Consider the following 16217-nt stretch of genomic DNA (forward strand, 5'->3'; position numbering starts at 1 on the left):
CACTGGGCCCCGTTGCTGTATTTGGTGCGTCTAACTTTCCTTTGGCATTTTCTGTCGCGGGTGGCGACACAGCCGCGGCGCTGGCTGCGGGGTGCCCGGTCGTCGTCAAAGGTCACTCGGCCCATCCCGGTACTGGCGAGATCGTGGCCCAAGCAATCGACGCCGCCATCAAGGCAACCGGGGTTCATCCCGGAGTGTTTTCATTGGTTCAGGGCGGCAAACGCGATATTGGCACCCGTTTGGTACAACATCCGTTGATCCGGGCGGTGGGCTTTACCGGCAGCCTGGGTGGAGGGCGCGCCCTGTTTGATCTGTGCGCGCAACGCGATGAGCCCATTCCGTTTTTTGGAGAGCTGGGTTCCGTCAACCCAATGTTCATACTGCCACGAGCCGCAGCCGCGCGCGGAGTTGAGATCGGTGCGGGCTGGGCGACTTCGCTGACGATGGGCGCAGGTCAGTTCTGCACCAATCCCGGTATCGCCGTGATCATTGCCGGTCCGGATGCCGATGCATTTCAGTCCGCAGCCGAGGCCGGCCTGTCTTCGGTGGATGACCAGACCATGCTGACCGATGGAATTGCGGCGGCGTATCGGGACGGTGTTTCACGTGTCGCCGCTGGAACAGGCGTTTCGAAGGTCATGGGCACCGGATGCGACGGGCGCGTCTCTGCCCCATATCTTTTCACCGTTTCCGGTGATGACTGGCTCGCCGATCACAAGTTGCAGGAAGAGGTCTTTGGACCTTTAGGCATTATAGTGCGCGTGAAAGACATTGAGCAGATGCAACAAATCGCCAGGGCCATAGAAGGCCAGCTGACATGCACGCTGCACCTCGATGAAGACGACAAACCAGCGGCTCAGGCATTGCTGCCGCTGCTCGAGCGAAAGGCAGGGCGCCTGCTTGCCAACAGCTTTCCCACAGGAGTCGAAGTTTGCGACAGCATGGTCCACGGCGGCCCTTACCCTGCCTCGACCAATTTTGGTGCCACATCCGTCGGGACATTATCGATCCGGCGCTTTCTGCGACCGGTTTGTTATCAGGACATCCCATCTGACCTTCTGCCCGAGAAACTGTGAGGTTGCCCATGTCGACATTCAAACCATCCAACCGGCTTGCGGATAAGACCGCTCTGATCACGGCGGCCGGTCAAGGCATTGGACGCGCAACCGCTGAATTGTTTGCGGCCGAAGGTGCCCGTGTGATCGCGAGCGACATCAACGATGCTTCTCTTGCCGAATTGGGCAGTATCCCCGGGATTGAACCGCTCAATCTGGACGTAACGAACAATGAGGCCGTGACCGCTGCTATAGCCAACCTGCCAAATCTGGACGTTTTGTTTAACTGTGCGGGTTATGTTGCCGGCGGCTCAATCCTTGAGTGCAACGAAAAGGACTGGGATTTCAGTTTTGATCTCAACGTCAAAGCCATGTTCAGACTGATCCAACTGACCCTTCCGGGAATGCTGGAAGCAGGCGGCGGGTCAATCATCAACATGTCGTCGGTCGCATCATCCATGAAGGGTGTGCCCAACCGATTTGCCTATTGCGCCTCAAAAGCGGCCGTAATTGGCTTGACCAAATCTGTGGCTGCCGATTTCGTGACCCAGGGCATCCGCTGCAACGCAATATGTCCGGGCACCGTCGACAGCCCGAGCCTGCATGAAAGACTGCAGGCCACCGGAGACTATGAACAGGCAATGACCGATTTCATCGCCCGTCAACCGATGGGTCGAATTGGCACAGCGGAAGAGATTGCAGAACTGGCACTGTATTTGGCCAGTGACGCAAGCAAATACACTTCGGGTCAGCCCTTTGCCATCGACGGCGGCTGGACGATCTGAGCAGGAAGGACCTTATAATGAAATTGCTACGTTATGGCCCCCGAGGCGCTGAGAAACCCGGCATGTTAGCCTCGGACGGCACTGTTCGCGACCTTTCCGATTTGGTCGATGACATCTCTGGTGAAACTCTTGGTGATGCCGTTCTTGAAAAACTGCGCACTGTAGATGTGGCCAGCCTGCCTGTTGTAGACGGCGATCCACGCATTGGCCCTTGTGTCGGCAATGTCGGCAAATTCATTTGCATTGGTCTGAATTATGCCGACCACGCCGCGGAAAGCGGCATGGAGTTGCCTGCTGAGCCAGTGATTTTTTTCAAGGCAACCTCTGCCATCGTTGGCCCCAACGATACGGTCGAAATCCCCCGCGGGTCTGTCAAAACCGACTGGGAAGTGGAACTGGGCGCGGTCATCGGCAAAGAGGCTAAATACATCTCAGAGGATGAAGCCTTGGACCACGTCGCCGGATACTGCATTGTCAACGACCTGTCTGAGCGTGACTTTCAGCTTCACCGCTCAGGCCAATGGGTAAAAGGAAAATCCGCCGACACGTTCGGCCCAATTGGCCCCTGGTTGGTGACCCGGGACGAGGTGCCAGACCCGCAAGACCTGCCGATGTATCTTGAGGTAAATGAGCACCGGTATCAAAACGGTTCAACCAGAACGATGCATTTTGGCGTGGCAACCGTCATATCTCACCTGTCGCAGTTTATGTCGCTGCAACCCGGGGACGTGATTTCAACAGGAACACCGCCCGGCGTCGGTATGGGGCAAGACCCGCAGATCTACCTGCAACCCGGCGACAAAATGGAGCTTGGCATAGAAGGATTAGGCGTGCAGCGGCAGGACGTTGTGGCCGGATAACCTGAAAAGGTTCAAGTAATCCTCAAAACACTTGTTGAGCCAAACCCCGGATCAAGCGTTCGGGGTTTGGCCTTAAAGAGATGTGCAAACCCAAACAACACAGGCGTTGACGTGCGTATTTCACTTGGAAATCCGGTTCGGCTTACCGATTTGGCAATGCCGCTCAATATAATTGCGGCGACACGGTTCCAAATAAGGCTTTAGCCCTGGTTCTGAGTGCGTTAGGTGCCCTGCCTGCGGAGTTTGCGCTTGTACAAGGTGGTCAGAGATCGGTTCCCTGAAGGTGCCATTGTTGTCGTCTCATTGGGACCCTGTCGTCGGCGCAGTTATCACCTCGATCCTCCGGTCAGCCGCTGACAAACCAGCTTGCTTTCGCCCTTCAAAGACGATTGGATCAAAGGACAATCATGCACTAACAATCAAGTTTGGCTACTTGGGTGAAGCTGATCACTGGCACAGTGTTGTTTGTTGCGGACCGTCGCCCTTAATGAGGGTAATCAAGGAACATCTTGAGACAAGCAGATGAAGAACAAAGTATGCGGCTGCGCACCCATCACACCTTCGCGCACTACTCATCGAACGCCACTGCCGCAGGTTGGTGTTTCACGTTCTCTGCGTGACACAATCAATGCGTTAATGGTTCCTATTCCCGGTGGTATTTTTGAGATGGGGACGAGAAAATCACGCTACGCGGATGATCTTGACAGCCCGCCGCGACGGGTAAAACTGTCGGGCTTCAATATTGGGCGCACTACCGTCACAAATGAGGTTTTTGCAGCATTCGTGGCCGAGACCAGTTATCGAACAACCGCTGAAATTGAAGGCTGGTCTTATGTCTTTTACCAATTTGTACCTGACACCAGTCTTACCAGAGGATTTGCCCAACATACCCCTTGGTGGTGTGGCGTAGAGGGCGCGTGCTGGAGTAGCCCCGAAGGACCGGGAAGCGATATTACTGCCCGTGGGCGACATCCGGTAACTCACATCAGTTGGCATGATGCCGTGGCATTTTGCGAATATACCGGTACGCGTTTACCGACTGAGGCGGAATGGGAGTACGCAGCACGCGGTGGATTAAAGAGGAAGCGTCTGCCTTGGGGCAATGCTCTCATACCCGGGTCAGGCCATGCGCAGAACATTTGGCAAGGCAATTTCCCTAATGAGAATTTGGCAGAAGACGGTTACGTCGGCACGGCACCGGCCGACAGTTATGATCCAAATAACTATGGCCTATACACAATGACCGGTAACGTCTGGGAATGGTGTGCGGACGCGTTTGGGCCACTGCCACATGGCACCCAAGGATCTCCGGCTGTAAACCCGCTATCCCAGGTGGATGGCCCAGGTAAAATCATACGGGGTGGGTCATATCTATGCCATGCCTCTTATTGTGAGCGCTACTTTGTTCACTCCAGAACCTGGAATATGCCAGATAGTTCAACTGGGCATACCGGCTTCAGGATAGCTTCATGAAACAAAGTCGAAACGCGCACACGTATCGACTTAGATCCCTTAGTTTGCACCCGGGATTCACGCAAATCCGGTTGGCAGAAATACCCTTTTAAGGTGCCAGAAACCGGACTTCAGGCATGTTCGCGATTTGTGCCAAATCTTGTTCGTACAGTTCTGAAAATGCGCTGAGAATATCATCCGACCAACCGGGTAGATCAATCTCTTCCTCGATTTTGTCGGGTTCTGCAAAGTCTTTCAGGATGCGCGACAAGTCCTTTCGCAAATCTTCTTTCTCTGGCGCTGGATCTTGCCGGATTAAGGACAAAACCTCGCGCTGACCGGTCGGACGTAGCAATGAACTTAGTAACCCATATTCATCGTCGAAAGCTACGTCATCCTGAAAGCCCCCCATCAAACGAAGAATATCACCCCAGATCAATGGCGTGTCCTCATTGCTCCACAAAGTCATTTTCACATTGGGGGCGAGATCTCTGATATCCTCAATCATACCGAGCCAGCTCAGGCAGCTCAGGTCGGTGTTTTCAAAAACGGCTCTTCGCTGATCTTCAGTTAATGACATCAGTACTTTGGGAATAAAAACACCGGGATTCCGTACCGCTAAAAACAACTCAATCTGAGTATCTTGCAGTACTTCATCAATATAAGCCAATCGCTGACCTGCCAATGGATAAAACTGGCCTTCATGGATGGCTTGGGCGATATCGCCCAGGATTTCATCGCTGGACAACATCGTCCGTTTGACGTCCGGATTGTTCGGTATAGCTCGTCGCAATTGTTCGTGTAGGGCCGAACTTGGTGGTTCCGTCCACAATGATTGAAGGACAGGCCAAACCGAATGCTTAAATCTGCGAGGCCTGGGAATGTCCACGCCATTTTTTGAGAATACACGCCCGTTGGCTTGAAGAGACTGCAATAGTCGACCTTCATCGGTAAAAGCGACACCAGCATGGATGACCAACTGCATTCTATTTTTGTCCTTGCATCCTGTAACTCCTGCCCCCGCATCAAGTCTAAGTATCGATTGTCGCAAAGCACCCGACAGAAGGACATAATTCTTCCAGTGACATGTTGAAAGATATTACTTTCGATCTTGTTCTGAAACCTGAATTTCCTGCTGAAAGTAGTTAGATTTTTTCGAGATGAACCCCTGACTGGGACAAGCAGCGAAAAAGATGAAAGACCTCACAGCACCACCGGGAATATCCCTCCGACAATGCCAAAAAACTCAAGTGACGATACTAAATCGTCATGCTTAGCAAGTTCTAGGTATGCACGACAAAAGGTTGAGCAGGGGAGCACTTGCACTTGCGTCAATCTAAAATCAAAGTTTGTGGCACCCAATCTTTGTGCCTAAGCTGATACAAATCCCTGAGCAAAAACACCGAACCCAATCGACATTGACACCTAGGTGAACACGAGCAAAAAACGCGTTCTTCGCACCAATCCAACTCTGATCAATAAGCACAATGCAGGTACCCTGATGACACGTCTCCTAATTTCGGCGATGAAAAATGAAGCGCCGTATATTCTGGAGTGGGTAGCGTATCACCGACTGATCGGTTTTGATGACATTCTCATTTACTCAAACGACTGTACAGATGGCACTGATGATCTGCTGGATGCGCTTGCGGCACGGGGGTGGGTAACCCACGAGCGCAATCAAGACTATGCAAAGAAGGGGGTGCAGTGGACCGCGTTAGAACTGGCCGGCAAGCATGAGCTTACCAAGGCTGCCGAGTGGATATTGTTTTCAGACGTCGATGAGTTCGTAAACATCAAGACAGGTACAGGACATCTTGATGATCTGTTTGCTTCGGCTCCTGATGCTGATGCCTACGCGCTGACATGGCGACTCTTTGGCAACAGCGGAAAGGTGGACCTTTCAGCGTCGCCCGTTCTGGAGGAGTTCACACGTGCAGCCCCGTTTCCCTGCTACTCGCCTTGGGAGGCAAGCCACTTCAAAACCTTATTCCGCAATGACGGGACCTATCAAAAGCTTGGCGTGCATCGCCCCAAAAAACCTGAGAGAGATCGCGTGCACAGTTTTCGGTGGGTTAACGGCTCAGGTCGACCACTACCAGGTTCTTACCAACAGCGTGGCTTAATAACGTTCGGGCCCTTGGCGGGGATGGATCTGGTTTGTCTCAATCACTATTCGGTCAAATCTGCCCTTGCCTATCTGGTGAAGTCCTCTCGTGGCCTGCCAAACCGATCGCACAAAGAAATTGACCTGGGATATTGGGCTGACCGGAATTTCAACTCGATTGAAGAAAGGTCGATCCAGCGTCATTTACCTGCGTTGAAGGAAATGCTCGACGAACTAAACGCTGACAAAGAACTCAGCAGATTGTCACAACAAGGTTTACGGTGGCACATAAAGCACGCGAACGAGGTTATGGATACGCTGGATGGGCTGCAGCTTTTGACTCGAATAATTGGAACGGAACGGCGCGACGTGGATCCGCAACTTGCAAGAAAGTTGCACGCAAAGGGGACGGAACTGCGCAATCGTGCGGAAGCAGAAGAAAACAGCAAGACCAGATAACCTTTGATCAAGATAGCTCAAACCCGCTGCGGATGTGCGCTTAAGCTGGGAAAACTGCTTTTGTTGAGAAACCAAGGATGGAGCGCTGGCGAGATACTTTGACTATTCATGTTTGTCCCCGAACACAAAAAAGGCACGCTTTGACGCAACTGATTGCAAATGATGGGTCTGAAACTTGAATTGGAAAAGTCAGACTGGTGTAATCCCGTTGAAGGAACGAAGCGCAGTGTTCTGTCTGTGCGAACACTGTTGTGGAAGAGGCTATCCTTATGGTCGCGTTTAATCGAAGCCGCCTGAAGAGCCGTGATTTTGGGGCGTTCGTTCTTCTTGATGCAGTTGAAACGGTCCGAGACGACGGGCGGCTTCTAACTCTGTTCTTTGACCGAGAAGTCCTGCCCGAACAAATATGCCCACGCCAAGGTGCCGAGCTAAATACATATGGCACACTCGGCGGCCAAACGGTGATGCGCTTTCATTTGCACGATGCAGTATCCCCGGTGTTCACGATAGACGGCCAGGAATGTTCGATTGAGGTCGCAACACCCAGCTTTGCCGCCTACGAAGGGCGAAATGCACTTGCTGCAGTGCGCAACGGTGAAGACGCCGAAGTTGTGCTGGATTGGTTGGCCTATCACGTGGATCAACACCAGATGGATGCGGCTATGATCCTCGACCGCGCAAAGCCCGGAGAGGATGAGGCTTTCGCCCGAGATTTACAGGCCGGTCAGCGGCAACGTGGTCTGAACTGCAACGTCGAATTACTCAGCAGTGACATGCCTCTTGGCCGAGCTGACCTACCACCCGAATGGCACCCGTTTTGTGCCCCGGATGCCCCGGGCAAAGACCGAATGGACGTGCCGTCTCCTGACCGTTGGCATAGCCCTCTGGGCACGGTGGCAGTTTATGAAATGATGCGTTTGCGTGGGCTATCGCACGCTCGGGCTGTCGCAAATATTGATGTATGCGACCTCATCACTCGTGGTGAGGATTCCATTTTTGATCTCGCCGTGAATACATCCAGTGGATTGATTTCTCTGGTTGGCCGGCGCTGTTACCCTTGGCGCTTGCGTGATCAGGCCAATCCGCACTTTAGTGACCATATCTGTGTTCAGTTTGACAATCCCGGCGCGAGCAATCGTTGGTGCATAGCACCAAATCAGGTGTCCGATCGCGCGGTCTGGCGGCTTGTTCGGATCGGCAATGTCAATCCGAGTGGATCTGTCACCGGGGCGTTTTACCGTTTCACTGCTCTACGTCATCCTGCGCCGTCAGTTTCCCAAATCGTGCCCAAAACCTCTTTGGTTGAAGATTCATATCTGATCAACCAATCTGAAGCACTTTGGAATGGAAGCCCCGAGCGTGTTCCACAAATTGCCCTGACGCCAACGGCCAACCAAACTGGCGGACGTGTCATCGTGACTGCCATGAAAAACGAAGGCCCTTTCATACTTGAATGGCTGGCATATCATCGTGCAATCGGTTTCGACGATGTGATCGTATACACAAACGACTGTACCGATGGTACGGACACAATGCTGAAGCTCTTACAGCGCAGGGGATACGTACAACACCGAGAAAACCCGTTTCGCGAGATGGGGTTAAAACCGCAGCACGCTGCACTCCGCTCAGCGCAAGAAGAAGAGATCGTTGCCAACGCCGCATGGGTGACCTGTATCGACGTGGATGAGTTTGTGAATATCAAATGCGGCGATGGCACGCTTGATGCGTTGTTCGAACACGTTCCGGATGCCAACATGATTGCAATGACCTGGCGTTTGTTCGGCAACGGCAATGTGCATCTTTTTGACGAAAGCCCTGTTATCGAGCAATTCATCCGTTGCGCACGTGAATTTACACCCAAACCACATCAGGCATGGGGATTCAAAACGCTTTTCCGGAACGTTGGTCTGTTCAAGAAGCTGGGCGTTCATCGGCCGAAAGGGCTCAATCCGCAACTGTGGGAAAGTGTTCATTGGGTGAACGGATCAGGGCAACCTTTGCCTCGCCAAATGTATCGCAACAGCTGGCGCTCCACGACCGGAACCTACGGTTACGATCTTGTGCAGCTCAACCACTACGCTGTGCGTTCGGCAGAGAGCTTTCTGGTAAAAAGAGACAGGGGCCGCGTGAACCATGTGGACCGCGATCAGGGACTCGCTTACTGGTTTCGAATGAACAATAACGCTGAAGTCGATCGCTCTATTGCCCGGATGCTGCCAAAGATGCGCGGCGAACTGAATAAACTTCTCAAAGATCCTGAGATCGCCGAAGCCCATGATTATTCACTAAAGTGCCACCGGACCAAGATCGAGGAGCTGAAGGCGAGGCCCGACTACAACCAGTTCTATTCTGCGTTAACGAGCCAACGGATGGAACGCCTCTCGCTCTTGCACAGTCACTTTGGTGCGAATGTTTTTTTGTCCGGCCCGGAGGTCGTGCCAGATGAAGTGATCGCCAAACGTCCGGATGCTGATTGGTTCTTCACGGTGGAACGTCAGGATGTCACACAACACTAGGTTACCTGAATTGGTCGCCCGTCACCCATTGTAACTGATAGCAGAATTTGCTCGAAAGGTCAGGAATGCCAAGTCTAAGTAGTCTTTTGTTATTGAGGTCGTCTTGAATCAGAAACCGGTCATTGGAATGCTGTGGATGGAAGGATCGCTCAGCTTCCTGGAGCAGCTTTGTATTAAATCATTTGTGGATGCAGGTCACACCACTGTCTTGTATCACTATGGGCCACTAAAAAACGTGCCAGATGGCGTCGAATTTGCAGATGCCGCCGATATCTTGCCGCGTGAGAACTTTCTGGCACATGAGCGTACTGGTAGCCCCGCCCTGCATTCTGATCTGTTTCGCTACCGGTTGCTTGAACAGAACGACAACATGATCTGGGCTGATACAGATGCCTACTGCATGAAGCCTTTCGAGACTCCCAATGGCCATTTTTACGGTTGGGAATCCGAAAAGCACGTGAATGGAGGTGTTCTTGGATTACCACGTGACAGCGATACGCTGCGCGCGCTTCTGGCTCATACAAGCGATGAATTTGCAATCCCCGCATGGTATGGCGAGGATTATGTCAAAGAGCTTGAAACCGCCCGGGATGCAGGTAATCCGGTTCATGTCGGTGAACAGCCATGGGGTGTTTGGGGTCCACACGCAGTGACACATTTTCTGCACGCGACCGGTGAGATCGAGTTTGCGCTGCCTCAGGACAGGCTCTATCCATTCACTTTCAAAGACCGTCGCATGATGTTGAAGCGCAAATTCGACGTGTCTCCTTACATAACTGAAAACACCTGTTCCATTCACCTTTACGGTCGTCGCATGCGTGCGCGTTTAGTAGAAAAAGAGGGCGGCGCACCCCACCCCAAAAGCCTGTTGGGAAGGCTTCTGATCAAGCATGGAATTGATCCGGACCTCGCGCCGATCCCCAACAAAGGTCGCCCCGAAAGAAACAGTAAGCCGATTGCTAAAGACACTCCTGCAATGCCAGCCACAACCATTGATCTTGACCCTGCATCTCCTGTTCCTGCATCTGAAAAATATGGTCGAGGGAAGATAAATCTGACCGACTTGGCGGATCGCTACAATTCGGACAAAGGATCGAAAAAGCACCGCTATTCAGAACTCTACCAGATGCTCTTTCTTCCTTATCGCGATAAAAATATCTCGTTTTTGGAGATGGGGTTGCAAATCGGGGGCCCCGAGCACGGCAAGCATGCCGACCGAACCACAACGGACGCACCCTCGGTGAGAATGTGGCTAGAGTTCTTTCCGAAAGCCCAAATTCATGGTCTGGATGTATCAGATTTTAGTTGGTTCAGCGACCCAAGGTTTACCTTCCATCGCTGCGATATGGATACGCGTGAGAACATCCGTAACGCTGCTCGAGATATGCACGATGAGTTCGACATCATAATTGATGACGCAAGCCATGCATCGCACCATCAGCAGAATGGGTTTCTGGAACTTTTCGGAAAGCTGAAATCGGGCGGAATGTACATTATCGAGGATCTGAGATGGCAACCCGATACCATGGAAAAACCCGGCATCACAAAAACCGCGGCTTTGTTTCAGTCATACCTCAAAAACGGTGTGTTCAGCCATTCTGACAGCAAAACAGCCGCAGAATTCAATGCAATGAGACTGGATTTCTCGGGAGCTTTCATATTTCAGGCACAGTTTGACAAGACCCGTCGCGATCAGGTTCTGATTGTGCACAAGCGCTGATTGTCATGGAAGACGTGGACCACAACAAGATACCCAGTTGGTACGGAGAAATATTTCCGGCTGGCGAAAACGATGGTTGGTACCACAAGTTCGGAGAACATGCCGCATCCTTTGTCGAACGCGATACGGCGCAACTCGTAATATCCTTCGACAATCTTTCGGATGCGGGCTACCCGTATCCTGATATCGAACCTTGGGCCGGGAAATTTGTTCGCGAAAACGGCTGGAGCCATCTTGGTATATATGCCCGTGGTCCAAGCTGGTTTCGCGATCCAAGGCTGATTGCGTTTCTCGAACAGTTAGAGCGTACAGGCTTCTTTAGGGGCTTCGAGAAAATCGCGTTGATCGGGACGTCAATGGGTGGGTTTGCTGCATTGACGTTTTCTTCTCTTTGTCCCGGTGCCACAGTCGTGGCACTTAGTCCGCAATCTACATTGCAGAGCGATCTGGTTCCTTGGGAAACGCGGTTTGGCAAAGGGCGGGATAGAGACTGGTCGTTACCCTTTTCTGATGCTGCTTCTCAGTTGAATGGTTTGGGGAAAGCCTATGTTCTCTATGATCCTTTCTTTGCACCAGACAAACGACATGTCATGCGCTTACCGCAGCAGAAGCTTATTCACTTGCAGGGCTTCGGGTTTGGGCACAAATCGGCTGTGGTTCTGCGACGACTGGGGCTTTTGAAGCCATTTATGCAGGGCGCTATCAGCGGAGAGCTCCAACCGTCAGAGTTCTATAAATGGATTCGCAAGCGGAGAGAGCTTTACGTTTACCGTATCGTCATGGAAACGCACCTGAGTACCCGTGGCAAAGACGATAGAATTGCGAGGTTTCGCCGCGCCTTTCGTACCAATAGACGCAAATCTCAGCTTTCGGCTGCAGCCGTCGATGAGCAATCGGCCAAATTGCCTGGGGAAAGGTAATCATGGCGCAAGAGAAAAAGAACATTGTTCTGATTACCGTCGACGATGGCGGTGCCTACTCTCAGTATCGTGAAGCTTTTGGCGCACCCCTGCACCTTCCCAACCTTGACCGGATCGCCGAGGACTCGGCGGCGTTTGACTCGGCATACTGTCAGGCCCCGATTTGTGGTCCATCACGCAATAGCCTGATGTCGGGTCTGTCACCTTACCAAACTGGCATTCTGGACAATTATACGAACCTGTTCGATGTGTTGCGCCCCGAACAGCTTTGGCAATTCAAGCTCAAGCAAAGGGGATACTATTGTTCGACCGCCGGGAAGGTTCACCACAGTTTTGCTCCACTTCCCAGGCCGGTGCATGATATTCTTTATTCGCACCCCCCACACCCGTTGCGCCTTGGTCCTCCTCAATCCGTCCCTGTCAGGCGTTTTGGTGGCTTGACCGGTGGAGCCGGTACTACTGATCCCGCACACGATTCACTCTATTATGACCATCAGTCCGCGACAGATGCAGTAGAGTTTCTGGAGACCTACGATGGGGCCGCGCCATTTTATCGCGAGATCGGCTTTCACCATCCGCACATACCGTTCAAAACGCCTGAAGCCTTTAAGCGGTTGTACAACGAACAGGATTTCCAGATACCTGAGGCATGGAATGATGGGTTCGATACGACCGGGTATCCCGACCGATTCATGGGAAAGAACATGGATCTTCGAGACGCTGACTACTGGCGTAAATCGGTTCGAAATTATTTCTCAGCCTATTCTCATGTTGATAGCCAGATTGGTCGCATCTGGGCCGCGCTCAAATCGTCGCGCCATGCGGATAACACTGTCCTGATATTTACCTCAGATCATGGATACCATCTTGGCGATAAGGGGCGGATGCGCAAATTCACGCTCTGGGAAGAAAGCTGTCGCGTTCCCCTGATCATTCACGACCCTGATGCGCAACCGAGACAGGTTCGTGATCCAGTTGCTTTATTGGATGTCGGACCGACCATTCTTGATTATGCTGGTTGCCCGCCGATGCACAGTACGATCGGCAGATCGCTGAAAGATATGACGCACGGTACCTCTGACCCAGAGCGCGCTGTTCCCACATTTCTATATGGCAATACATCCATGCGGAAAGGCGCATATAGGATCACGCTGTATCAGAACGGTGAAAGCGAGTTTCACAATGTTCAAGACGACCCATGGCTGACCAAGAACCTCGCGGGTAAACATCCAGACTACGCGAAATGGCGACAAGATTTGAGTCAGGTTTGCGCCTCCCATGGCCTGCTCCTCCCCGACGCAGAAGGCAGTGCGGCGCCATTTCACGTAAGCTTTACAGATTCGACGGATCCACCCAAAGCTGGCAGTGTTGGGGCCATCGGATCGTTGGACGCTTCTCCTGATGACATTGCGCCGACTGCGCCGGGGGCAAGAGTTCACTATTCTACACTAAACCATGACGGTACAGCAGCACTGCCCGATGGGTTTGTCCGCATGCACTATGGCGCCGATGCAAGCGGCGGTGTAAACTGCTTTGTTGCGACCGGAAATCAACAAGACAATGAGTTTCTTTTCCCTGGGAGCGTAAATCGCTTCCAGCTAACTGTGCATCCCGGTCCGGGCAAAAACCGTATCACCGTGCAGAATGACGATCTGGTGGTCTATTGTGGTGAGGGCGAGAACTCCATTCTGGCAGCAAATGCCAATTGTGTTCTCTACGGCGGGACCGGGAAAACAACGATGACGGCCGGAAAGGGGTTCGCCCGAATGGTCGGCGACAGCGGTGATACCACTATGATTGGTGGCCACGGCCCTGTTTCGATTGTCACCGGTAGCGGCTGCAATCGGATCACAGGGGGACATGGTGATACGCAAATCACTCTGGCCGAAGGCAGCAATGATGTTACTTTGCGCAGCGCGACCACAACACTCACTATCCAGCGAACCGGCCTGCCCCAAAAGGTCCAAGGATTCCAAGGTGGAAAGATTGACCTGAGTGATTGGGCATCACTAGGGCAAGTGCGTGTCAGGCAATCCGAAGATGACACGATACTCAGCTGTGGGACGGAACGGGTGGTTTTTGCAGGTGTGCCTCAGGCATCGCTTCTCGCAGCGATCTGCGGCCTGGAAATAGCTTGAAACAGGAGCGGATGTGACATGGAGCACGCTCGGGAGAAGTCCCATGCCGATCTCATTGCAGCGCTGCGAACGGGCGAAGAGATCGCTATTGCCGGATATCGCATAGCACTGACCCGCCGAACTCCCAACCGTCTGGTTATCCAATTCCTGACCGAGAACGGAATGCCTTCCCTGACCGACGAACTTTGCGAGGAAGATGAGCTCAGTCAGATGCGCGTTGTCCGCACTGACGAAGCAACTTCGATTTCACCCGAGTTAATGGCTTTCTTCGAAACTCTGGCCGATGGTTTGCTGGTTGATGACTTTAGTTCTCACACACTCTGCGCCGCGGAAGATTCATCTCACAGCTTGGTGGCATTGGGGAATTTCCTGCCGAATGCCACCCATTTATTTGTCGATCCGCCAGAAGATCTCGCTCCCGTGTCGCCCGGGGTGGACAGGGCGCGCGCAGCCAATCTTGCTCGGACCTATATCCTGTACGATCCGTTTCATGACCCACTAAAAGGGCTGCGGCAGGTTTATGATGAAAATCAGGCAACATATCTCAAGTGCTTTGGTTTCGGGGCCAGCTGTACGCCCGGCCTAAGGCGGAAAAAATTCCTGAAAGCAATCCTTCCAGGTTTGTTGCGAGGTGAGTTGCCCCCGGATCTGTTTTATGAACGTTTGCGAGGGCGCAAGGATTTTCCTTTTTACCGCAAAGGTATCGAAGCAGCGCTTGTCGCGCGCGGCCAAGTTGAACGTGCCTCCAGATTCCGCCGTGCCTTCCAGAACCGGCGGAGCTATCTCACAAAACCAGAATTACCTTTTGAGAAGCTGGTGATGCGTGCAGAGGCTGAGCGTCCTCAAAAGGTGGGCGCCTGGATACGATCCAAGCCCTCCAATCCCGAAACTGCGTGGCCTAGCGGAGGAGGAAACGTCTGGATGTTGGACGTGCGACCAGATTGCCTGCGCTATCTTTCCGACCGGTGGGAAAGAACAACCATCGGTTTTGAAGAACGCGATGGCGTAACACTGGCTCAGACACCTCCCACGGCATTGGGTTTCGTGGGATTTGGGGGCGATCTGCATGTCCCCCGAACTCTGGCGCGAAGATTCCGCTGGCATGTCGTGAACGAAAAACTGGATGGAACCGGAGCATCTTTCGGCCCCTTGTCTGAAGCAACACTAAGCAGTGAACGTCGCCATGAGAGTGGGGAAACTCTGTTTACCAATGTTGCCTTAAGCCAACCTCAGCCCGGTATAACTGCAGCGGATGCAGACCCGCACGCAGAACCCTACAGGTTGTTGCTGGAAAGGGTGAAGGTTGCTTGCGCTACGTTGAAGGGTTGGGAAAAGGCTCTGGTTATTGACCGCCTCCGCCTCGGACTGCTTCGAGGTGACATGACAATTTCCGAGTTGGATGCGGCAAGACACTACAGGCAAACCGCCACCTCTTTGGTACGTGATCTGACACAGATAACCGGACAGTCCGCCGAACCAGTAATCGTTGTCACCCAAGGGGGTGGTTTCAAGGACACAGGGCGTGTTGAAGCGTTGTTGTCCGAAGGTCGATTTGATTTGGACAATCCCGGTGTGAAATCGGTTGTTGCAACTCCGTCATATCCTTGGCCCCTTATGCCTGGCACGCTGGCAACACCCAGTTCTGTGTCTGCTCTCATGATGGATGAACTCTGTGATCTAGCCGTTCAAGCTGTGCAAATGGGAAAACAATGGTTCTGCCCTTCTCTGCAGATCGCTCACTTGGAAGGGCGCGAAATTCTGGCCGAGTTTTCATCAATGGACGGGTTGGTGCTGGAGAATGATGCACATGGGTTTCGTCTCGATGGCATTGCGCAAAATTTGCCGGCAATCATTGGCGCCGAGGTAATTTCAGACCGTCACATCCGCCTGGTTTTAGAGGAAGAACCAGATGAGTCCGAACTAAGCCTTGCTTACGCATGGGGTCATGTGGGGAGTGAAGACCGCGAAAACCGCACAGCTAACCATGGTGCTTTGCGCGACCGATGGCAAGCCGACAGCCGTGCAGTTTCTGGACAAACACTGCATCGCTACGCCTTGTCGGGTCGGGTGCCTCTGTTACGGAAAGAGTGAAGCGCATGCTTCTTTTTTCGAACTTCGCATCCGCTCAAAAACGCGCTAGCAATTGTCGTGTTCACTGTTGATTACGCATAAAACACTTGTCAGAGACAAACAGTGCCCCTGTAG

The 16217-nt window shown here is 52.7% G+C and carries 11 protein-coding genes; 10 read left to right on the forward strand and 1 reads right to left on the reverse strand.

Going from position 1 to position 16217, the window contains the following annotated elements:
* The 4 genes from E1297_RS42875 to E1297_RS42890 form a co-directional block, all read left to right on the forward strand.
* Nucleotides 1–1076, forward strand: a 1076-nt coding sequence (locus E1297_RS42875; protein ID WP_155149662.1) for an aldehyde dehydrogenase (NADP(+)), incomplete at its 5' end; no start/stop codon positions are given.
* Nucleotides 1077–1084: 8 nt separating this feature from the next.
* On the forward strand, nt 1085–1840 hold the full coding sequence (locus tag E1297_RS42880) for an SDR family oxidoreductase (RefSeq protein WP_155149266.1): 756 nt from the start codon (nt 1085–1087) through the stop codon (nt 1838–1840).
* Nucleotides 1841–1857: 17 nt separating this feature from the next.
* On the forward strand, nt 1858–2700 hold the full coding sequence (locus E1297_RS42885; RefSeq protein WP_155149268.1) for a fumarylacetoacetate hydrolase family protein: 843 nt from the start codon (nt 1858–1860) through the stop codon (nt 2698–2700).
* A gap of 522 nt (nt 2701–3222) precedes the next feature.
* Nucleotides 3223–4173: a formylglycine-generating enzyme family protein gene (locus tag E1297_RS42890; protein ID WP_155149270.1), complete on the forward strand. Its 951-nt coding sequence runs from the start codon at nt 3223–3225 to the stop codon at nt 4171–4173.
* 88 nt (nt 4174–4261) lie between these two features.
* On the opposite strand, the gene E1297_RS42895 is transcribed toward E1297_RS42890, so the two are convergent.
* Nucleotides 4262–5137 carry a hypothetical protein gene (locus E1297_RS42895; RefSeq protein WP_155149272.1) on the reverse strand — a complete coding sequence of 292 codons (876 nt, stop codon included), beginning with the start codon at nt 5135–5137 and terminating at the stop codon, nt 4262–4264.
* Between the two features lie 444 nt (nt 5138–5581).
* Here E1297_RS42895 and E1297_RS42900 point away from each other — a divergent pair, with 444 nt between their 5' ends.
* From E1297_RS42900 to E1297_RS42930, 6 genes are all read left to right on the forward strand, one after another.
* Complete coding sequence (locus tag E1297_RS42900) at nt 5582–6718, forward strand: glycosyltransferase family 2 protein (protein ID WP_155149274.1); 1137 nt, start codon at nt 5582–5584, stop codon at nt 6716–6718.
* Between the two features lie 662 nt (nt 6719–7380).
* On the forward strand, nt 7381–9234 hold the full coding sequence (locus tag E1297_RS42905; protein ID WP_209016338.1) for a glycosyltransferase family 2 protein: 1854 nt from the start codon (nt 7381–7383) through the stop codon (nt 9232–9234).
* A gap of 103 nt (nt 9235–9337) precedes the next feature.
* Entirely contained in the window at nt 9338–10954 is a 1617-nt protein-coding gene (locus tag E1297_RS49995) for a hypothetical protein (protein ID WP_209016339.1), read from the forward strand.
* Between the two features lie 5 nt (nt 10955–10959).
* Nucleotides 10960–11874, forward strand: coding sequence for a hypothetical protein (locus tag E1297_RS42920; RefSeq protein ID WP_155149278.1), 915 nt, complete (start codon nt 10960–10962; stop codon nt 11872–11874).
* Between the two features lie 2 nt (nt 11875–11876).
* Nucleotides 11877–14012, forward strand: a complete 2136-nt coding sequence (locus E1297_RS42925) for a sulfatase-like hydrolase/transferase (RefSeq protein WP_155149280.1) — start codon at nt 11877–11879, stop codon at nt 14010–14012.
* Between the two features lie 18 nt (nt 14013–14030).
* On the forward strand, nt 14031–16103 hold the full coding sequence (locus E1297_RS42930; RefSeq protein WP_155149281.1) for a hypothetical protein: 2073 nt from the start codon (nt 14031–14033) through the stop codon (nt 16101–16103).
* The last annotated feature ends 114 nt before the right edge of the window (nt 16104–16217 follow it).

This window comes from Roseibium sp. RKSG952 (genome assembly GCF_009711355.1).